This is a genomic window from Desulfotignum balticum DSM 7044, from assembly GCF_000421285.1.
Classification (GTDB): Bacteria; Desulfobacterota; Desulfobacteria; order Desulfobacterales; family Desulfobacteraceae; genus Desulfotignum; species Desulfotignum balticum.
Map to the genome: position 1 here is coordinate 4496633 of NZ_ATWO01000001.1, position 19197 is coordinate 4515829.

The window sequence follows — 19197 nt, forward strand, 5'->3', positions numbered from 1 at the left end:
AATGCAGTTTTTCCCGTGCTCGGCTCCGGTCAGACCCTCGTCTTCTCGCCCAAGGCGCTCAAGGTCTTCGAGAAGTATCGACAGATCAGTCGTTCACAACCAGAGTCTGGTGGTCTCTTGTTTGCGAAGTTTGATATGCCTGTAATCAAGATCGATATTGCGACACCACCTCAGCCTGAGGACCGCAAAAGCCGCTTTCTCTTTGTCAGCAATCCAGATACTCGTCGAACTATTGTGAGGAGATACTTCCGTAAAGGACTGCATTTTATAGGTGAATGGCACACCCACCCTCAAAGCGAACCTACGCCTTCAGGACTGGATGTAAATTCCATGAAAGAGTTGTTTCGCCAGTCAGTACATGAACTCAACTATTTCGTGATGGTTATCATCGGCAATCGTACGGACAACCTGTCCCTATGGGTCAGCTTGCATGATGCAACCGACATGTACCAGCTTAGTCCGTGTGGAAGCACAGATCAGTCCTGTAATCTGACTTTCGCGGCTCTAAGGTATCGAATTCTTGGGAAATATGTAGGGCAAGAAAGTAAGTCTATAAAGTGAAAATAGAGGACCCTAATGGCATAGGGCTAACCAAGCCATGCTACGGACGGCTAATCGCCGCCGCAGATGTCCACGTTATAAACTCAGGGAGAAGATATTGCTAAACAAAACTGAGCTAACTGATAATGAAATTGATGCTTTGGTACAGGAATTTTGTGCCATCCTCAATTCTGATGCCCCGCCTGGTAAAAAAAAGGAATTGGTAATTCAAGATTTTCTTGAACTACATTCTGAGCTCATACCCACTCCGAATCTGCTTAACCATCGGCTTCACTTCAATGCCATCTTGTCGCAGTTTCCGATAGACACCTCTTTGGTTGCAGATTATGTGTATCTAACCAAGAGTTCAGATACTTGGCGAATCACATTCGTCGAGCTTGAGGTGCCAGACAAAAGATTTTTTTCGTCCAACAAGAAGCAGGTAGACACTTCATCTGCTTTTAACAAGGCGCTATCTCAAATTCGTTCTTGGCAGGTGTTCTTGGAGGAACATAAAGACGAGGTCATGCGGCGACTCGAGCCAATCTGGTATCCATTAAACATGCGGAAGAATCCCGTCACATTTGAGTTTCAACTAATAATCGGCAGGTCTGCCGAGAAGAATTCCCATCAATCTAAGCTGGCAACGCTGAAGAAGATCAGAGAGGAATCCAGCGTTGAGATCATGACATACGATACTCTTATAAGCTATTTCAAGAACGGGCCAAGGTACAAGAAGAACATCCTTGCACTCACAAAAGACAAGTATCGCTTTAAACATCTGCATGTCGAACCCCACCATGTATTTAGCTATGTTCCTGCGGATTCATTGATTCTTACGTCAGACCAGAAAGCAGAACTTCAAGCGCGGGGATATGAAATTGAGGAATGGGAAGCTGGCGAACAACTAACAGTAAACGGTCGTGTCACCAAGAAAACCGCTGATGGTGTCCAAGGCAAGAGCGGGTTGAGTGGTGTTGCTGAGTTATAAGCACTTCAGCGGACGCAAAAAGCCGCGCCGCTGAGTTTTACATGCGTTAAAAACATATTAATCCCTATTGACTTGGTACTAAGATGTGGTACCATATGTCCATGAAGCGAAAACACCAAAAAACCTTGGAGCAGATTTTTTCACGACCTGTCAGTGGGAATATTAAATGGTCTGATGTTGAATCTCTATTTCAAGGTTTAGGTGCTAAAATTAAAGAGAGAGAAGGCTCAAGAATCGGTGTTGTTCTGTTTGGTGAGATTCAAGTTTTTCATAGACCTCATCCGTCACCTGCCACCGACAAAGGAGCAGTTTCAAGTATTCGAAAATGGTTGGAAAGAAATGGGGTGAAGCCATGATGAATATTATGAATATAGAAGGCTATAAGGCCATCATTAAATACGATCCGGTTTTAGATAAATTCCGGGGAGAGTTTATTGGGCTGAATGGTGGTGCTGATTTTTATGCAACCACCATCGAAGAACTCAAAAAAGAGGGCAGGATATCTCTAAACGTGTTTCTTGAAATGTGCAAAGAGGAAGGTCTCAATCCAAATAAAGAATATTCCGGTACATTTAATTTGCGGGTTCCACCGGACCTGCATGCACAGATTGCAGCAAGGGCTGCTGCAGAGGGCAAGAGCCTTAATAAATGTGTAACAGACCTGCTGGGAGATGCTGTCCATTCTCAATAAAAAATCATTTACCAGCGGGTGCCCAAGGATGGCAGCTTTTCGCTGCTTCGAGGCCGACACCTGGGAGCTTTGGCATTACCCCATGTTTAAAAACTGCAACCCTGCTTATAAAAAGTAAAGAGCCAACAAATAATGAACCAAGCTGTGCACAATAAGAACGTATCATTTATCTGGTCTATTGCTGACGACTGCCTCAGAGATATTTATGTCCGTGGCAAATACCGGGATGTTATTTTGCCCATGGTGGTCTTACGGCGGCTGGACAGTCTTTTGGAGCCCACCAAGGAAAAGGTGCTTGAGGAAGTGACTTTCCAGAAAGACGACATGGGGCTGGTGGAACTGGATGAAAAAGGGCTGCAGGATGCGGCAGGATATGTATTCTACAACATCAGCAAATGGACCTTGAAAAGCCTTTTTGCCACGGCCACCAACAACCAGCAGATCCTCCAGGCCAATGTGGAGGATTACCTGGCTGGTTTTTCAGCCAACGTCAAAGAGATCATTGAAAAATTCAACCTCAAAACACAGATCCGCCACATGGCAGCCAAGGACGTGCTGCTGGATGTCCTGGAAAAATTCACCTCCCCTTACCTGAACCTGACCCCCCATGACAAGCTGGACCCGGACGGCAATCTGATGCCCGCCTTAACCAACCTGGGCATGGGATATGTCTTTGAAGAACTGATCAGAAAATTCAACGAAGAAAACAATGAAGAGGCTGGCGAGCATTTCACACCCAGAGAAGTGATCGAGCTGATGACCCGGCTGGTGTTTGAACCGGTAAAAGACAGGCTTCCCGTTGTCATGACCATTTATGATCCAGCCTGCGGGTCCGGCGGCATGCTCACCGAATCCCAGAATTTTATTGCGGATAAAAAAGGACAGATCCGGGCCACGGGGGATGTGTATCTTTACGGCAAAGAGATCAACGATGAAACCTATGCCATCTGCAAATCCGATATGATGATCAAGGGAAATGACCCCAAAAATATCCGCCCCGGGTCCACCCTGTCCACGGATGAGTTTGCTTCCAGCCGGTTTGATTTCATGTTGTCCAATCCACCCTACGGGAAAAGCTGGGCCAGTGAAGTAAAATTTATCAAGGACGGGGCAGCTGTCATTGATCCGCGGTTTAAGGTCGTTCTCAAAGATTATCGGCATCAGCCGCAGCCTGTGGATGCTGTTCCGCGCACCAGCGACGGTCAGCTTTTGTTTCTGATGGAAATGATCAGCAAGATGAAGGAACTTTCCGAAAGTACGGCAGGTTCCCGGATTGCATCGGTCCACAACGGCTCCAGCCTGTTTACCGGGGATGCCGGTTCCGGCGAAAGCAATATCCGCCGGCACATCATTGAAAATGATCTTTTGGAAGCCATAATCCAGCTTCCCAACAACCTGTTCTACAACACCGGCATCACCACCTATATCTGGCTGCTGTCCAACAACAAGCAGCCCCATCGAAAGGGAAAGGTCCAGCTCATAGATGCCTCCCGGGTTTTCAGGAAACTGAGAAAAAACCTGGGCAACAAGAACTGTGAATTCTCCCCGGATCATATCCGGGAGATTGTCACCTGTTTTCTTGCCATGGACATCAAAGAACCGGAACAGGACGAAAACAAAAACAATACCGGCATTGCCGCCAAAGTGTTTGAAAACAGTGATTTCGGATATTACAAGGTGGCCATTGAGCGGCCGGACCGCAGAAAGGCCCGGATTTCACCAGACCGGACAGCACCCCTGCGGTTTGACAGAACCCTGGCAGAATCCATGCAATGGATCTATGAACAGTTCGGGGATGCCGTCTACACTCCCGGCACCTTGGCTGACAATGAAAAACAGATTCTGGGGTTTTGTGAGGACAGCGGTATTGCCCTGAACGGCAGAAACCGCAAAAAACTGTTCAGCCTCGATACCTGGACCAGGCAATTGAAACTGGTGGCGGCGGCCCAGAAACTCATGGAGAAGATCGGGTCGGATGAATGGGACGATTTCAACCGGTTTGAAAAAGCAGTGGACAGCGCCTTGAAAACACAGAAAATAAGACTGTCTGCCACGGAAAAAAAGGCTATCCTCAATGCCGTGTCCTGGTATGATGAAACCGCCCGCAGGGTCATTAAAAAGAAGGTCAAACTCTCCGGCGACAAACTGGACAGGCTGCTGGAGCATCTGGGATGCGAAGAATCCGCCCTGCCCGACTTCGGATATTATCCCACAGACAAAACAGGGGTGTATCTCACCTATGAGCCCTGCACAGATCTTCGGGACCATGAATCCGTCCCCCTCAAAGATGACATCCACGGTTTTTTCAAAAAAGAAGTAGCCCCCCATGTTCCTGACGCCTGGATTAATCTGGATTCGGTCAAGATCGGCTATGAGGTCAGCTTCAACAAGTATTTCTACCACCACAAGCCCCTGCGGTCCATGGAAGCGGTGGCAGCCGATATCCTGGATTTGGAACAACAGGCGGAAGGATTGATCGCCGATATCCTGGGCGTAGATGTGGCAACCGTATCCGCGGTGGACAATGACTGAAATAAAGAAATTGATGCCCGGATATGAGGCTTATAAGGATTCCGGGGTGGAGTGGATCGGGGAGATTCCGGCGCATTGGGATAAGATACGCCTGAAATTTTCATCAGAAATGATAACAAGCAATGTTGATAAGAACATTAGCAACTTTGAGATTCCGGTTAAACTCTGTAATTACGTTGACGTTTATAAAAACACATACATAACAAATCATATCCCTTTCATGGAAGTAACAGCAGCAAAGGAAGAAATAAAGCGGTACATACTCCAGAAAAATGATGTATTAATAACGAAAGATTCTGAAGACTGGTTGGATATTGGAGTTCCTGCCTTGGTAACGCATGAAGAACCAAAGCTTTTATGTGGTTACCATCTTGCAATTTTGAGAGCACATCATTATATCATTGGAACTTTTTTGCACTGGGCGTTATTAGCAAAGTATAATCGTATCCAATTTAGTACCCAAGCTAACGGAATCACACGTTTTGGAATTTCTCAGGGGGTCATTAAAAATATTTGGTTAGTTTTTCCAACGATTCAAGAACAAATCTTCATCGCAAACTTCCTCGAACATAAAACCCGAAAAATTGACCAGACCGTCGCCATCAAGGAAAAACAGATCCGGCTCCTTAAAGAACGCAAACAGATCCTGATCCAGAATGCCGTCACCAAAGGTCTTCATCCTGATGTTCCCATGCGTGATTCAGGTGTGGAATGGATTGGGGATATACCACATCATTGGGATATTGTTGCCAATCGGACCCTATTCAACGAACGTGTTGAACCTGGGAAAGATGGTCTGCCTTTGCTGTCTGTATCCATCCACTCCGGAATCTCCGATGATGAGGTGAGTGAAGAAGACAATGTTCGCGGAAGGGTTAAAATCGAGGACAAAACCAAATATAACCTTGTCGAACCAAATGATATTGTTTTTAACATGATGCGGGCGTGGCAGGGGGCCATTGGTTCTTCCAGGATTAAAGGGATGGTCAGCCCTGCCTATATAGTTGCAGAACCAAAGGGAGAGATATTTTCCCCTTATTTTGAATATCAGTATCGTTGCCCGATATTTATTGCGCAGATGGACAGGTTTTCAAAAGGGATTACAGATTTTAGAAAACGGCTTTATTGGCACGAGTTTAAGCAGCTATTAACCGTGCGGCCACCCATAAATGAACAAAAAGCCATCGTGTCCCACATCCAGGCCCAGTCCGGAAAAATTGACAAGGCCGTTGACATTCAGGAACAGATGATTGAAAAACTCAAAGAATACAAGGCCACGCTGATCAATTCAGCCGTCACCGGAAAAATCAAGGTGCCGCAGACTGGAGAAGCCAAAGCAGTGGTATGAAAATAAGGTATGAGCCGATGACAGATGACAGCCGCATACAGATTTATCAGAGCCCGGTCGGGGAAACACGAGTGGATGTCCGGTTTGAACACGAGTCGGTCTGGTTGACACAAGCCCAGATGGGGCAGGTGTTTGACACCACGCCGGAAAATGTGCTGATGCATCTGAAAAACATCTATAAGACCGGGGAGCTGGAACCGGATGCAACTACTAAGGATTTCTTAGCAGTTCAAACAACAGGCAGAAAAAGTAAGGAGGCCCATGGTCAGCCAAACCAATGAACAGGCCCTGGAAGCTGCCATTGAAAAAAAATTGACCGGTACCTGCCTGGAAGAATTGGCGGCTGCAAATGGTCACACGGTGGCGGAAACCAGGATGCCGTTTGGCATCCATCATGGGTATGAGCTGGGGTATCCCCAGCATTTCAATCCGAGATTCGCCATTGATACGGAAAAGTTCTGGGCATTTCTTGAAAAAACCCAGGAAAAGGAACTGGAAAAACTTAAGCGCAACAGCCGGGACACAGATGAATGGCAGCGCAAGATCCTGGAGCGCATGGACCGCATGGCAAGAAAAAACGGCCTGTTGCATCTTTTGAAAAAAGGCCTGAGCCTGGATGACATCCACCTTGTTCTGATGTATCCGGCCCCCCTTGCCAGCAGTGCAGAACAGGTAAAAACCAATTTTGAGAACAATATTTTCAGTTCCACCCGGCAGGTGCACTATTCCCTGGATAATCCGAGCGAATCCATTGATCTGGTGCTGTTTATCAACGGGCTTGCCTTTGCCACCCTGGAACTGAAAAATCCCTGGACCGGACAGACCGCCAGGTTTCACGGGCAAAAGCAGTACAGGACCAAAAGAGACAGCCGCCAGCCTTTGCTGCAGTTCGGCCGGTGTCTCGTCCACATGGCAGTGGACACAGACGAAGTGTATATGACCACAAAGCTTGCCGGAAAATCCACCTTTTTTCTGCCGTTCAACAAAGGGCACAATCTGGGTGCGGGAAATCCCCCCAATAAAGGCGGCCATAAATCCGCCTATTTATGGGAAGAGGTTTTCAAAAAAGAGAGCATCGCAGATATTGTCGAACACTTTATCCGGCTTTCCGGCAGACCCAAAGATCCCCTGAACAAACGAAGATTGTTTTTCCCGAGGTATCACCAGATGGATGTGGTCAGAGAACTTGCCGGGCATGCCGCACAAAACGGGGTGGGACATACCTATCTTGTTCAGCATTCGGCAGGGTCCGGAAAATCAAACTCCATTACCTGGGCCGCCTACCGGTTGATCGAGACCTATCCTGCCGCAGCAGACATCCGGGGTGCAAAAGGCCTGGAGCAGCCCCTGTTTGATTCGGTCATCGTGGTCACGGACCGGCGCCTGCTGGATAAGCAGCTGCGGGAAACCATCAGGGAATTTTCCGAAGTCAAAAACATTATCGCACCGGCATACCGGTCCCAGGATCTGAAAGCGGCCCTGGAGCAGGGCAAAAAGATCATCATCACCACCATACAGAAATTTCCCTTTATTCTGGACGGTATCGGTGATTTGAGACAAAAGAACTTTGCCGTGATAATTGATGAGGCCCACAGCTCCCAGAGCGGAACGGCCCATGACAACATGAACCGGGTCATGGGAAGGGTCGATCAGGAAGACGAAGACGGCCTGGATGCCCAGGATAAAATTCTCAAGGCCATGGCAGAGCGCAAGATGCGGGAAAACGCGTCCTATTTTGCCTTTACCGCCACCCCCAAGAACACCACCCTGGAAAAATTCGGCATCGAGCAACCCGACGGCCGGTTTACGCCGTTTCATCTGTATTCAATGAAACAGGCCATTGAAGAGGGGTTTATCCTGGATGTCCTGGCCAATTACACCACCTATAAAAGCTATTATGAAATCCAGAAATCGATACAGGACAACCCCCTGTTTGACAGCAAAAAAGCCCAGAAGAAACTGCGGGCCTATGTCGAGCGGCACCAGCAGACCATTGCCATAAAAGCGGACATTATCCTGGAGCACTTTATTCCCCATGTGGTGAACCAGAAAAAACTCAAGGGCAAAGCCAAAGGAATGGTTATTACCCAGAATATTGAAACCGCCATCCGGTATTATCAGGCCATATCCCGGCTCCTGGAAAAAAGGGGGAACCCGTTCAAGGCATTGATTGCATTTTCCGGGCAAAAGCAGGTGGACGGAATTGATTATACGGAAAGCGATATGAACGGATTTGCCGAAAGCGAGACCAGGGAGCGGTTTGATACAGATGATTACCGGCTGCTGGTGGTGGCCAACAAATACCTGACCGGATTTGACCAGCCCAAACTGGCGGCGATGTATGTGGATAAAAAACTGCAAGGGGTGATGGCGGTCCAGGCCCTGTCCCGGTTGAACCGGTCCGCACCCCATCTGGGCAAAAAAACCGAAGACCTGTTTATCCTGGATTTTTTCAATCGTGTGGAAGAGATCCAGACCGCGTTCGATGATTTTTACACGGCCACCAGCCTGTCCAGAGCCACGGATGTGAATGTCCTGCATGACCTCAAAGAGACCCTGGATGCAGAAGGCATATATGAATGGCAGGAGGTGGAAGATTTTGTGGAACGGTATTTCAATGATGCGGATGCACAGGATTTAAGCCCTTTCATTGACACTGCGGCAGCCAGGTTCAACACCGGGCTGGCACTGGAAGACCAGGACAAGGCTGATCTGAAAATCAAGGCCAAACAGTTTGTCAAAATATACGGGCAGATGGCATCAATCATGCCCTATGAAATTGTGGCATGGGAAAAGCTGTTCTGGTTTTTGAAATTTCTGATCCCCAAGCTGATCGTTATAGACCCCAAAGCAGATGAGATCGATGAATTGCTGAACGCGGTGGATCTATCCTCCTATGGGTTACAGCGGGTGAAACTGAATCACCGTATCCGGCTGAATGAGGATGAGACCGAACTGGAACCGCAAAACCCGAATCCCCGGGGCGCCCACGGCGGTGATGAGGCCCACGACCCCCTGGATGATATTGTCCGCCGCTTCAATGAGAGGTGGTTTCAGGGATGGAGCGCCACGCCGGAAGAACAGCGGATCAAATTCATCCACATTGCAGACAGCATCAGGGCACACCCGGATTTTGATCAAAAGTATAAAAACAACCAGGATACCCATAACCGGGTTCTGGCGTTTCAGAAGATATTTGAAGATGTCATGCTCAAAAAAAGGCGCAATGAGCTGGAACTATACAAACTGCTGGCCAGCGATGCTGCCTTCAAATCGGCAATGCAGCAAAGCCTTAGACAGATCGTTGACAGATAGCGTGCCCGGATCATGATCATGACGAGGGCTACTACATTGTGGCTTCACCTCCATTTCGTAGCCACGTGTGTTAAGCGGCGTTAAAAAATCACAAGTTTAACTTGTTAAATAATAATAATTTTAAACTAACTTCTTGAATTTAGTTTGATTTTAGCTTATAATCACAAACATGACTGGTGAAAAAAGAAATATATTAAACCAAATCCTCCGGAATTGGCCTAAAGGGACAGTGGGTACATTGGCATGGTTCCGCGAGTATGGCGGATATCAGCAGTTACTAGACTATTACCAGAAAGCGCCTTGGGTAACTAAAATAGGAAGTGGTGCATATATTCAACACGGAGATACTGTTGATTGGCGAGGGGGATTGTATGCAGTTCAGAATCAGTTAAATCTTTTTGTTCATGCTGGCGGGAAAACTGCTCTAGAATTATCTGGATTCGGACATAATCTTCAATTGGGGCAAACAGCAAAAGTATATCTTTTTGCATCTGAAAAAATTCAATTACCGAAATGGTTCATAAAACATCCATGGGAAGATCAATTGTGTTTTAAGCAGCTAAATATTTTCCAATCGCGACCTGATTTTGGATTAATGCATTTTAATACGGGCAATTTTGAAATAAAAGGTTCTGCGCCCGAGCGCGCCATGTTTGAATTGTGTGCTCTGATTCCAAATTATCATTCGTTTGAAGAGGCTGGTCATTTTATGGAAAGTCTTTTAACCTTGCGATGTGAATATGTACAAACCCTTCTTGAAGCATGCAGTTCAATAAAAGCAAAACGGTTATTCCTCTATTTTGCGGACACATATAGTATGCCCTGGTTTCAGAAGCTGGATATAAAAAATATTGATCTGGGAAAAGGGAAACGACAGGTTGCAGCCAATGGAATCCTAAATAAAAAATATCAAATAACAGTCCCTGATGAAACAAAGAGTATCCGCTTAACGGATATCCCATGAAAATGAACAAATATTTTGAACAGGCCAAATTAATGCTGTCCATTCTTCCAATAGTCGGGCAGGAAAAAGAATTTGCCCTAAAAGGCGGGACTGCTTTGAATTTTTTTCATTTGAATATGCCTCGAATCTCTGTTGATATTGATTTAACCTTTCTTCCAGTTAAACCAAGGAATGAAACTTTAAAAAATATTACAGATTCTCTTGGCAGAATTTCAGATAAGGTTAAGCGATTGTTTCCCCGTTGTCAGGTTCAAAAATTAAAAATAAAAGATACGGATTATACATACAAGCTGATTATTAAAAGCCAAGGCAACCTGGTTAAAATAGAACCGAATTTGATACTGAGAGGAAGCTGCTATCCCCCAATTTTAAAACCATTATGCAAAAATGCCCAGGATCTTTTTAAGATGGAAATTGAAGTCCCGGTACTCTCTTTTGCAGATCTTTATGGTGGGAAGATATGTGCAGCTTTGGATCGTCAGCACCCTCGAGATTTGTTTGATATTAAACTCCTTTCTGAAGCAGAAAGCCTGAATGAAAAAATCAATCAAGCGTTTGTCGTATACCTTGCCAGCCACAACCGGCCCATGTCAGAGTTGCTTTCACCAAATTTTCAGGATTTTAGACAGGCGTACGAAAATGAATTCAAAGGTATGTCATCGATAAATGTCAGTTATGAAGAACTGGAAAAAATACGTAAGGAATAGAAATTCAATAACCTGATCAAAAGTATCATAATATCAGTAGGTTATAAAAATCTAGACATTTCATTTTCAATATGTAATAGTTATGGTGCCATAATAACCAGTTAAAAAACAAGGCACCAATGATTATGCATAAAAAAAAGAAGCAACCAGGACCTAAGCTCTTTTCACCATATAGCAGTGACATGGAAATTTTAATCCAAGAAACCCATTCTCAACTTTCAGAACTGGAAAAACGGACATATGCCGCTGTAGAAGCGCTAAAATTACCTCGCGGCGGGATATCCTATATTTCCAGACTCCTTGGATGTAGTAGAAATACCATCCGTCGAGGGATTGAGGAATTAAAGAACCCAGAGATAAAACCTCAAAATAGAATTCGTGAAAAAGGAGGAGGAAGGAAGCCTGCCATAGAAACAATTGAAAATATAGATGAAGTCTTCCTCAAAGTCATTGACGACCATATCGCTGGTGACCCAATGGATGCAAAGATTCGTTGGACCAATTTAAGTCATAAAAAAATTGCATCCAAAATGAAAATAGAAGGAATCAACATCAGTGTAACCGTGGTTAAAAAATTGTTAAAAAAACATGGATTCACAAAGCGTAAGGCCATTAAAAATTTGTCTATTGGGTCCTCTAAAAATCGAAACGAACAATTTGAAAAGATTACGCAGTTAAAAGAACAATACCTCTTGGATGGCAATCCGGTGATAAGTATGGACACAAAAAAAAAGAACTTTTAGGGAATCTATACCGGGATGGTCAAGTTTATAGTACGGGTACAATTGAAGTCTACGATCATGATTTTCCATATCTTGCTGAAGGGATAGTGATTCCCCACGGTCTTTATGATTTAAAATCAAACAACGCCTATGTAAACATAGGCGTTAGTAAGGATACAAGTGAATTTGCCTGTGACTCGATAAAGGCATGGTGGAAAAATTATGGAAAGCTTCAATATCCAAATTGTACTTCAATCCTCATCCTTGCTGATGGTGGTGGTAGCAATTCAGCCCGTCATTATATTTTCAAAGAAGATTTACAGAATCTGGTAGATGAAATCGGAGTAGAAATTCGCATGGCACATTTTCCCCCCTATACATCAAAATGGAATCCTATAGAACATAGACTATTCCCTCACATTACCAGGTCTTTAAAAGGGGTCATCCTAAAAAGTCACGACTATGTCAAAGAACTGATTGAAAATACAAAAACACGAACAGGTTTGGAAGTTAAAGCCCACATTATAAAAAAAATATATCAGACCGGAAGAAAGTATGCTGATAATTTTAAAGAGACCATGAGAATCATTTTCGATGATTATCTGGGGAAATGGAATTATAGGGCGATACCAGGAAAAAACTAATTATGTTCAATTTATTTTATATCAATTCCTAATGACTTGCCATCTTTGATATTATCCAGACTTTCAAGAAATGAGCGGGAATTCTTGTTGTCTGTTAAAATGAGAATTCCTGATTTCAGTTTGCTTTCAATTTCAGGTATTGAAAACCTGCCGGCAATCAAGTGGAAGGTTGAAAATATATTAAGGATGGAGCCCAAGAAGAGAACAGCCGCAACTGAAAAGCTGAAATCGGTTTTAGATTTATCTTAACAATAGAACGCTGCGGACGAGCCACAGATTTACCAGAGCCCGGACGGGGAGACACAGGTGGATGTCCGGTTTGAACACAAAACTGTCTGGTTGACACAAGCCCAGATGGTAGAGTTGTTCCACCGAGATGTGTCGGTTATTTCACGTCATATCAAAAATGCAGTACAGGAGGGGGAGATCAACGAGAAAAGCAATTTGCAAAAAATGCAAATTGCCCGTTCCGACAAGCCGGTTACCCTCTATGACCTGGATGTGGTGATCTCTGTGGGATACCGGGTGAAGTCTCCCCAGGGTGTTCAATTTCGCAGGTGGGCCACACAGCGGTTACGAGACTATTTGATTCAGGGCTATGCCCTCAACCAGAAACGCTTTGAAGAAAATGCAGCAGAATTAAAGCAGGCCCTTGCCCTGATTCAGAAGGCGGCCAGATCGCCTGCCCTTGCCACAGACATGGGGCGGGGCCTGGTGGATATCATGGGCCGGTATACCACCACCTTTTTATGGCTCCAGCAGTATGACGAAGGATTGCTCAAAGAACCGGACGGTTGAAAGCAAGGCTGCCCATCTTTTGTATTTTGTGGTGAAAAACCATCCATTTACTGACGGCAACAAGCGCAGCGGTGCATTTTTGTTTGTGGATTTTTTACACCGCAACGGCCGTCTGATAAAGCAGAATGGTGTGCCTGTGATCAATGATACCGGTCTTGCGGCGTTAACCCTGCTGGTGGCCGAGTCTGATCCAAAACAAAAAGAGACCCTGATAAAACTGATCTTGACTTTGATCTCAATATGGACTAAATTAAGATCAATATCATTAATTATGGAGGCCAAGATGAAACTAAGCGAATCTGTAAAACCCATTAGCTATTTTAAAGCGCATGCTTCAGAAATTGTCCGGCAAATCGCTGATCGCCAGCAACCCATGGTTATCACTCAGAATGGGGAAGCCAAAGCGATTCTCCAGGATATTGTTCAATATGAGCAGACACAGGAAAGCCTTGCCATGCTGAAAATGTTGGCCCAAAGTAGAAATAGCCTTAAAAATGGGGATCACAAACCTGTTGCCGATGTTTTCAGCAATTTGAAAAAGAAAATCCGAGAAGACCAATCTGAATGAAATACACAGTTCATATTATCTTAGATGCGGAAAAAGACCTTTTTGAAATCTATGATTATATAAAAAAAGCCGGATCCCCGCAAAACGCGGAAACAATTTTTTCAGAAATAGAAACAGCCTGCCGCAATCTGTCATTTAATCCGGAAAAAGGTCATTATCCCCCTGAGCTTCAACGAATTGATGTGTATGACTATCGCGAAATCCATGTAAAAGTTTACCGCATTCTTTACGAGATCATAAGATCAGATGTTTTTATCCATTGCATTCTCGACGGCAGACGGAATATCTCGGAAATACTTCAGCGACGCAATTTGAGATAGGACAACATTTTACCACACACTTTTTTTTATTGGAGAACAAATGGGGAAATGTATGGAACGGGGCGACGATTGTTCCTTGCTGTAACATTAAACAATCAAAATGCACACGGACACGCCGGTGATTTTGGTAGCCCTGGCATTCCCCAGGACAGGATTGCAAAACAAATGGGGATAAATCAGGCATCCATCCACAACCATTTATTAAAAATGGCAACATTGCCAAATCTAATAAATGCCGATTTGGTTCGTGGCCCCTGTCGTCCCAGCGCTTCAGCCCGGTCGTGGTTTCTGCCATGCAGAAAAAAGGCATACTGGGCATTACCAGCAGGTATGTGATCATCTTGAATCAACAGGGATTGGAATAATACAGCTCCAGTGAACTCCATGTTGGGTTTCTAAAGCCGAAATGGTATTGACAACAGCAATACCAATAGTTATACTTTGGTATTTAATGGAGGTGCTAACCATGCCAAATGTAAAAACAGCAATATCAATTGAAAAACCTGTTTTTGAACAGATGGATATCCTGGCTAAAAATTTAAATGTTTCAAGAAGTCGGCTTTTTACGATGGCTGCTCGGGAATTCATACAGCGCCATAATAATATCGAGCTTCTCAAACTGATTAATGAGGCATACGAAGATACAACTGAAACTGAACCGATGGTTACTATGATGCATTCAAAACACTATGGAATGGTAAAAGATCAATGGTAATCAACCAAGGGGATATTTTTTGGATTGATTTCAGAGCCCCTAATGGATCAGAGCCTGGCTATCGTCATCCTCATCTCGTCCTTCAAAACAACCTCTTTAATCGCAGCCGAATAAACACGGTTGTTGTTTGTACTTTCACGTCCAATATGAAAAGAGCCAGTGCGCCCGGCAACGTAACCTTAAAGAAGGGCGAAGCGAACTTATCCAAAAAAAGCGTCGTGAATATTTCGCAAATTTTCACAGTGAACAAAAGCGATTTATCGGAAAAGATAGGAACTTTGTCAAAAGATCGTATCTTCCAGGTTCTTCAGGGTATTAAACTGCTTACTGAACCTAGAGATGTTGATTAAATAAGGCGGCGAGCCCAACATTTTTCTTCAGCGGACTCGGTTCCCTCGCCGCTGAGAAACGCGTTAACCGTCAGAAAAGTTTAGCTTGAAAAAACATAGGGTATGATTTATTATCATACCCGGAGGTGATAAAAATGCCGGCATCAAAAATTGCAATTACAATTGACGACAAGACACTTAAACAGCTTGATATTCTTGTCAAATCAAAATTTTTTTCAAGCCGTAGCAATGCCATTCAACAGGCCGTTGCTGAAAAGCTTATGCGCATTGAGAAAAGCCGTCTTGCGCAGGAGTGCTCCAAGCTTGACCCTAAATTCGAACAGTCTTTAGCTGAGGAAGGCTTCTCATCGGAGTTGGAAGAATGGCCGCAATATTAAGGGGTAACATTCACTGGGCAGATTTAAATCCAGTCATTGGAAGCGAACAGGGCGGTTTTCCCGGCGGCATCCTTCCAACGGTTGAAAGCAAGGCTGCCCATCTTTCGCATTTTGTGGTGAAAAACCATATCCCCGGGGTGCCCACGGCGGTGATGAGGCCCACGACTCCCTGCAAAAGAGAATGCATCTTGTCTCAATGGAAAATATAATGTACAATTAATCAATTTTTGAATATTTTATTAACCATTGAGGCTTGGAAAAGATGGCAAAAAAAAGAGTGGTAATCTCATCTACACTGGAAGATATTCTAGAGACGGTCGGAGAAAATATCAAACTTGCGCGCTTGCGCCGCAAAATTACTGCGACCATGCTGGCAGAGCGTGCAGGTATTAGTCGTGTAACCTTAAGAAAAATTGAGAATGGTGAAAGCAGTGTCACAATGGCTATTTATGCCAATGTTCTTTTTTGTCTCGGCCTTGAAAAGGATTTATTACGACTTGCCGGAGACGATCCTTTAGGGCGACGCTTACAAGATGCTGAATTGACTCACACAACTGAGCGTGTCGCTAAGAGGAAAAAGTAATGGCTGTAAAACGACATACAAAAGGCCCAGCAAGAAAATCCATTCAAGTTTGCGCTCATTGGCAGGGGTTGGAAAATCCAATTCTGATGGGAACACTTTATGCCACCCCTTCAAGAGGAAAAGAGGTTTTTTCTTTTGAATACGATCCTGCCTGGCTCAAGTCTTCGCATGCACAAGTTATTGACCCTGGTTTAATGCTATTCTCAGGCCCACAATATGCTCGCGACGGACATGATAATTTTGGCTTGTTTCTGGATTCTTCTCCAGATCGCTGGGGCCGTGTTTTAATGCAACGCCGAGAGGCTCAACAAGCGAGAGCAGAGCAAAGAAATGTGCGCCCGCTTCTTGAGTCAGATTATTTACTTGGCGTTTATGATGACCATCGCATGGGGGCTTTACGCTTTCGCCTGGGAGATGATGAGCCGTTTTTAGACAATCAGGAAGATATGGCTGCACCGCCATGGACAAAATTACGGGATTTGGAATATGCCAGCTTGCAGTTAGAGCAGGATGATGCTGAAAGCGACAAGGACTACATGAAGTGGCTGAAAATGCTTATTGCCCCTGGAGGGTCACTTGGCGGGGCACGCCCCAAAGCCAGTGTATTAGACGAGAACAGTCATCCATGGATTGCCAAATTCCCTTCTCGCCGCGATGAAATCAACGTTGGTAAATGGGAATACCTTGTTTATCAATTGGCAAAAAAAGCAGGTATTATAATGGCACATTCCGATATCCGACATTTCTCAGGAGAATATGATACCTTCCTCACAAAGCGATTTGATCGGACAGAAAAAGGTGAGCGTCTACACTTTGCCTCAGCCAGGACCTTGACCTTGTGTTAGGTATTGCCCCTTATTTCCGTGTAAACAAGGATCGTGCAAATGAGATCATCCAGGAAATAACCACTGTTGTAAGATCTTGGCCGAACATGGCAAAAAGACTAAGTATCCCATCTCGTGAATTAAGCCTAATGAAAAGCGCTTTCCGAGTGACAGAACCGGTCCGGCGTCCAATTTGCAAAATGTAAAGTAAAAATCAACAGAGTATAAATACCTGTTCATTTTTTTTAACAAAAAGTCAGTTGAACGTCACAAGACAGTCGATCATTGTTTCTTCACCAAATCGAAGATGCTGTTCAATAACAGCGAACCATAAGGAGAATTAAATTATGCAAGTCGATGAAGCCATACGCAAACGGCGGGCAATCAAATGGTATGACCCGGAGCACCGCAGGAAGTACAGGATTTTTTGGTACCGGCAATAGATGACTATTATCGTGACAAACCTCAGGTCGAGCGTGACGAGGGCATGCGATCCTGCGGACTGGCCGGGCAGACAATTATGCTCATGGCTCTGGAGCTGGGATACCAGAGCTGCCCTATGGATGGTTTTGATTACGATGCGGTTGCAAAAATCATCAACCTGCCCCAGAACCACAGCATTGCTTTCATGATTGCCATCGGCAAGGGCATCAAAGACTCATGGCCAAGACCGGGTCAGCTGTCGCTGGATGAAATCATGGTAAACGACCGCTTCGATTAAATCGCAACTCAAAAAAGAGGGCAGGATATCTCTAAACGTGTTTCTTGAAATGTGCAAAGAGGAAGGTCTCAATCCAAATAAAGAATATTCTGGAACATTTAATTTGCGGGTTTCACCGGAACTGCATGCACAGATTGCAGCAAGGGCTGCTGCAGAGGGCAAGAGCCTTAATAAATGTGTAACAGACCTGCTGGGAGACGCTGTCCATTCTCAATAAAAAATCATGTACCATAATATTTACTCAAAACACCAAGCTATATTGCGCATTACAATAAAGTCTCAACCGGTTTGCATTCGTCCCGTCTAAGATTTTACAGTCACATGTTTTTCAACATGGAAATAGGCTTTCCCGATAGGAAGGAACAGAATCAAACAATTGATCATATCCAGGCCCAATCCGCCAAAATCGACAAGGCTGTTGCCATTCAGGAACAGATGACAGATGACAGCCGCATACAGATTTACCAGAGCCCGGACGGGGAGACACAGGTGGATGTCCGGTTTGAACACGAAACTTGAAGACACTTGAGGAGGCCCATGATCCTTTGGATGATATTGTCCACCGCTTTAATGAAAGGTGGTTTCAGGAATGGAGCGCCACACCGGAAGAACAGCGGATCAAATTCATCCACATTGCAGACAGCATCAGGGCGCACCCGGATTTTGATCATGACGAAAAGGTACCATCTGTAATGCCAACAATCAAAATAATGCGGGCGAACCGCATCATTTTTGTGTTATCCCCCTGTGGCAGAAGCAACTTGACACAACAACGCATTTGTATTACATTTTGTAATACGGAGGTGGCAATATGATCACATTAAGACTCGATCCGAATTTAGAAAAAGAGATTAGTACCGTTGCCAAAAATCTTGGTCTGACAAAATCCGATTTGATTCGTAAAAGTGTAATTGAATATCTCGGAAAACTTGAAAGTCCGGATGCTTGGGAATTGGGTAAAGATTATTTTGGAAAATATTCAAGCGGCCTGAAAAATTTGTCGGTCGATCGAAAAACGATTTTAAAAGAAAAAATTCGGGCTAAAAGAAAATGAAAAAAATTCTAATAGACTCTGGCCCTTTAATTGCGTTGTTCGATTCATCCGATAGATACCATCAAGAATCGGTTGATTTTATCAAGCTAAATAAATATCCTCTCATTACAACGATAGCCTCCATAACAGAGACACTTCACTTATTGGATTTCAACCGAAATGCGCAGATAGATTTTTTAGACTGGGTTGGCAGAGGAGGAGTTGAGATTCATGATATCCAAAATAAAGACTTTCATCGATTAAAAGAGCTAACAGAAAAATATCGTGACTTACCAATGGATTTTGCCGATTCATGTCTTGTTTATACAGCTGAACAACTCAACATAAATACCATTGCAACTATTGATCGTGATTTTACAGTTTACAGGATTAAAGGAAGAAAAAAGTTTGAAATTGTACTTTCTTGAATGAATCCGCCACATAACAGCTGTTT

General features: G+C 44.4%; 24 protein-coding genes and 1 pseudogene. All 25 read left to right on the forward strand.

Features of this window, described 5'->3' with window-relative positions:
* The first annotated feature begins 15 nt into the window (after nucleotides 1–15).
* The 25 genes and pseudogenes from K365_RS0122455 (at nucleotide 16) to K365_RS0122570 (ending at nucleotide 19171) form a co-directional block, all read left to right on the forward strand.
* Complete coding sequence (locus K365_RS0122455; protein ID WP_169432982.1) at nucleotides 16–561, forward strand: Mov34/MPN/PAD-1 family protein; 546 nt, start codon at nucleotides 16–18, stop codon at nucleotides 559–561.
* A 97-nt stretch (nucleotides 562–658) separates the two neighbouring features.
* The gene (locus K365_RS0122460; RefSeq protein ID WP_024336410.1) at nucleotides 659–1531 is read left to right on the forward strand and encodes a Shedu anti-phage system protein SduA domain-containing protein; all 873 of its coding nucleotides are present in this window, start codon (nucleotides 659–661) and stop codon (nucleotides 1529–1531) included.
* Between the two features lie 101 nt (nucleotides 1532–1632).
* Nucleotides 1633–1887, forward strand: coding sequence for a type II toxin-antitoxin system HicA family toxin (locus tag K365_RS27615; RefSeq protein ID WP_084490074.1), 255 nt, complete (start codon nucleotides 1633–1635; stop codon nucleotides 1885–1887).
* On the forward strand, nucleotides 1884–2222 hold the full coding sequence (locus tag K365_RS0122465) for a type II toxin-antitoxin system HicB family antitoxin (RefSeq protein WP_024336411.1): 339 nt from the start codon (nucleotides 1884–1886) through the stop codon (nucleotides 2220–2222). The genes K365_RS27615 and K365_RS0122465 overlap by 4 nt, the downstream gene beginning before the upstream one ends.
* 132 nt (nucleotides 2223–2354) lie before the next feature.
* Nucleotides 2355–4754: a type I restriction-modification system subunit M gene (locus K365_RS0122470; protein WP_024336412.1), complete on the forward strand. Its 2400-nt coding sequence runs from the start codon at nucleotides 2355–2357 to the stop codon at nucleotides 4752–4754.
* The gene (locus K365_RS0122475; protein ID WP_169432983.1) at nucleotides 4747–6102 is read left to right on the forward strand and encodes a restriction endonuclease subunit S; all 1356 of its coding nucleotides are present in this window, start codon (nucleotides 4747–4749) and stop codon (nucleotides 6100–6102) included. Before K365_RS0122470 ends, K365_RS0122475 begins: the two co-directional genes overlap by 8 nt.
* A 17-nt stretch (nucleotides 6103–6119) precedes the next feature.
* Nucleotides 6120–6383: a virulence RhuM family protein gene (locus tag K365_RS0122480; RefSeq protein ID WP_024336414.1), complete on the forward strand. Its 264-nt coding sequence runs from the start codon at nucleotides 6120–6122 to the stop codon at nucleotides 6381–6383.
* Entirely contained in the window at nucleotides 6364–9417 is a 3054-nt protein-coding gene (locus K365_RS0122485) for a type I restriction endonuclease subunit R (protein ID WP_024336415.1), read from the forward strand. The genes K365_RS0122480 and K365_RS0122485 overlap by 20 nt, the downstream gene beginning before the upstream one ends.
* Nucleotides 9418–9586: 169 nt before the next feature.
* Complete coding sequence (locus K365_RS0122490) at nucleotides 9587–10381, forward strand: type IV toxin-antitoxin system AbiEi family antitoxin (RefSeq protein WP_006964505.1); 795 nt, start codon at nucleotides 9587–9589, stop codon at nucleotides 10379–10381.
* Nucleotides 10378–11088, forward strand: coding sequence for a nucleotidyl transferase AbiEii/AbiGii toxin family protein (locus K365_RS0122495; protein WP_029725713.1), 711 nt, complete (start codon nucleotides 10378–10380; stop codon nucleotides 11086–11088). The genes K365_RS0122490 and K365_RS0122495 overlap by 4 nt, the downstream gene beginning before the upstream one ends.
* Nucleotides 11089–11564: 476 nt before the next feature.
* Nucleotides 11565–12454 (forward strand): annotated as a pseudogene (locus K365_RS28560) (ISAzo13 family transposase).
* 453 nt (nucleotides 12455–12907) lie between these two features.
* Nucleotides 12908–13252: a RhuM family protein gene (gene rhuM / locus K365_RS28930; protein WP_245569244.1), complete on the forward strand. Its 345-nt coding sequence runs from the start codon at nucleotides 12908–12910 to the stop codon at nucleotides 13250–13252.
* Nucleotides 13218–13820, forward strand: a complete 603-nt coding sequence (locus tag K365_RS28935) for a type II toxin-antitoxin system prevent-host-death family antitoxin (RefSeq protein ID WP_245569245.1) — start codon at nucleotides 13218–13220, stop codon at nucleotides 13818–13820. The genes rhuM and K365_RS28935 overlap by 35 nt, the downstream gene beginning before the upstream one ends.
* A complete protein-coding gene (locus K365_RS0122515) occupies nucleotides 13817–14140 on the forward strand; it encodes a type II toxin-antitoxin system RelE/ParE family toxin (protein WP_024336416.1) in 324 nt (107 codons plus the stop codon). Before K365_RS28935 ends, K365_RS0122515 begins: the two co-directional genes overlap by 4 nt.
* 466 nt (nucleotides 14141–14606) lie before the next feature.
* On the forward strand, nucleotides 14607–14855 hold the full coding sequence (locus K365_RS0122520) for a ribbon-helix-helix domain-containing protein (RefSeq protein ID WP_024336417.1): 249 nt from the start codon (nucleotides 14607–14609) through the stop codon (nucleotides 14853–14855).
* Entirely contained in the window at nucleotides 14849–15205 is a 357-nt protein-coding gene (locus K365_RS0122525; RefSeq protein WP_024336418.1) for a type II toxin-antitoxin system PemK/MazF family toxin, read from the forward strand. The genes K365_RS0122520 and K365_RS0122525 overlap by 7 nt, the downstream gene beginning before the upstream one ends.
* A 134-nt stretch (nucleotides 15206–15339) precedes the next feature.
* Nucleotides 15340–15582 carry a ribbon-helix-helix domain-containing protein gene (locus K365_RS0122530; RefSeq protein WP_024336419.1) on the forward strand — a complete coding sequence of 81 codons (243 nt, stop codon included), beginning with the start codon at nucleotides 15340–15342 and terminating at the stop codon, nucleotides 15580–15582.
* Between the two features lie 262 nt (nucleotides 15583–15844).
* Complete coding sequence (locus tag K365_RS0122540) at nucleotides 15845–16165, forward strand: helix-turn-helix domain-containing protein (protein ID WP_024336420.1); 321 nt, start codon at nucleotides 15845–15847, stop codon at nucleotides 16163–16165.
* Entirely contained in the window at nucleotides 16165–17010 is an 846-nt protein-coding gene (locus K365_RS0122545; RefSeq protein WP_051147894.1) for a type II toxin-antitoxin system HipA family toxin, read from the forward strand. Before K365_RS0122540 ends, K365_RS0122545 begins: the two co-directional genes overlap by 1 nt.
* A 406-nt stretch (nucleotides 17011–17416) precedes the next feature.
* Nucleotides 17417–17710, forward strand: a complete 294-nt coding sequence (locus tag K365_RS0122550; RefSeq protein WP_024336421.1) for a nitroreductase family protein — start codon at nucleotides 17417–17419, stop codon at nucleotides 17708–17710.
* A gap of 37 nt (nucleotides 17711–17747) precedes the next feature.
* Nucleotides 17748–17927: a toxin-antitoxin system HicB family antitoxin gene (locus tag K365_RS27625; protein WP_245569246.1), complete on the forward strand. Its 180-nt coding sequence runs from the start codon at nucleotides 17748–17750 to the stop codon at nucleotides 17925–17927.
* A gap of 116 nt (nucleotides 17928–18043) precedes the next feature.
* Entirely contained in the window at nucleotides 18044–18229 is a 186-nt protein-coding gene (locus tag K365_RS28120) for a virulence RhuM family protein (protein WP_156887772.1), read from the forward strand.
* A gap of 26 nt (nucleotides 18230–18255) precedes the next feature.
* Nucleotides 18256–18525, forward strand: coding sequence for a hypothetical protein (locus K365_RS0122560; RefSeq protein WP_169432910.1), 270 nt, complete (start codon nucleotides 18256–18258; stop codon nucleotides 18523–18525).
* Nucleotides 18522–18764 (forward strand): hypothetical protein, encoded by a 243-nt coding sequence (locus K365_RS0122565; protein ID WP_006964497.1) that lies wholly within the window; start codon nucleotides 18522–18524, stop codon nucleotides 18762–18764. Before K365_RS0122560 ends, K365_RS0122565 begins: the two co-directional genes overlap by 4 nt.
* Nucleotides 18761–19171, forward strand: coding sequence for a type II toxin-antitoxin system VapC family toxin (locus K365_RS0122570; protein ID WP_024336424.1), 411 nt, complete (start codon nucleotides 18761–18763; stop codon nucleotides 19169–19171). The genes K365_RS0122565 and K365_RS0122570 overlap by 4 nt, the downstream gene beginning before the upstream one ends.
* The last annotated feature ends 26 nt before the right edge of the window (nucleotides 19172–19197 follow it).

What these genes read in the sequence shown, in the direction of transcription:
- K365_RS27615 (WP_084490074.1), top strand. Translation starts at nt 1,633, where the DNA reads ATGAAGCGAAAACACCAAAAAACCTTGGAGCAGATTTTTTCACGACCT.
- K365_RS0122465 (WP_024336411.1), top strand. Translation starts at nt 1,884, where the DNA reads ATGATGAATATTATGAATATAGAAGGCTATAAGGCCATCATTAAATAC.
- K365_RS0122470 (WP_024336412.1), top strand. Translation starts at nt 2,355, where the DNA reads ATGAACCAAGCTGTGCACAATAAGAACGTATCATTTATCTGGTCTATT.
- K365_RS0122475 (WP_169432983.1), top strand. Translation starts at nt 4,747, where the DNA reads ATGACTGAAATAAAGAAATTGATGCCCGGATATGAGGCTTATAAGGAT.
- K365_RS0122480 (WP_024336414.1), top strand. Translation starts at nt 6,120, where the DNA reads ATGACAGATGACAGCCGCATACAGATTTATCAGAGCCCGGTCGGGGAA.
- K365_RS0122485 (WP_024336415.1), top strand. Translation starts at nt 6,364, where the DNA reads ATGGTCAGCCAAACCAATGAACAGGCCCTGGAAGCTGCCATTGAAAAA.
- K365_RS0122490 (WP_006964505.1), top strand. Translation starts at nt 9,587, where the DNA reads ATGACTGGTGAAAAAAGAAATATATTAAACCAAATCCTCCGGAATTGG.
- K365_RS0122495 (WP_029725713.1), top strand. Translation starts at nt 10,378, where the DNA reads ATGAAAATGAACAAATATTTTGAACAGGCCAAATTAATGCTGTCCATT.
- rhuM (WP_245569244.1), top strand. Translation starts at nt 12,908, where the DNA reads ATGCAAATTGCCCGTTCCGACAAGCCGGTTACCCTCTATGACCTGGAT.
- K365_RS28935 (WP_245569245.1), top strand. Translation starts at nt 13,218, where the DNA reads ATGACGAAGGATTGCTCAAAGAACCGGACGGTTGAAAGCAAGGCTGCC.
- K365_RS0122515 (WP_024336416.1), top strand. Translation starts at nt 13,817, where the DNA reads ATGAAATACACAGTTCATATTATCTTAGATGCGGAAAAAGACCTTTTT.
- K365_RS0122520 (WP_024336417.1), top strand. Translation starts at nt 14,607, where the DNA reads ATGCCAAATGTAAAAACAGCAATATCAATTGAAAAACCTGTTTTTGAA.
- K365_RS0122525 (WP_024336418.1), top strand. Translation starts at nt 14,849, where the DNA reads ATGGTAATCAACCAAGGGGATATTTTTTGGATTGATTTCAGAGCCCCT.
- K365_RS0122530 (WP_024336419.1), top strand. Translation starts at nt 15,340, where the DNA reads ATGCCGGCATCAAAAATTGCAATTACAATTGACGACAAGACACTTAAA.
- K365_RS0122540 (WP_024336420.1), top strand. Translation starts at nt 15,845, where the DNA reads ATGGCAAAAAAAAGAGTGGTAATCTCATCTACACTGGAAGATATTCTA.
- K365_RS0122545 (WP_051147894.1), top strand. Translation starts at nt 16,165, where the DNA reads ATGGCTGTAAAACGACATACAAAAGGCCCAGCAAGAAAATCCATTCAA.
- K365_RS28120 (WP_156887772.1), top strand. Translation starts at nt 18,044, where the DNA reads ATGGAAATAGGCTTTCCCGATAGGAAGGAACAGAATCAAACAATTGAT.
- K365_RS0122565 (WP_006964497.1), top strand. Translation starts at nt 18,522, where the DNA reads ATGATCACATTAAGACTCGATCCGAATTTAGAAAAAGAGATTAGTACC.
- K365_RS0122570 (WP_024336424.1), top strand. Translation starts at nt 18,761, where the DNA reads ATGAAAAAAATTCTAATAGACTCTGGCCCTTTAATTGCGTTGTTCGAT.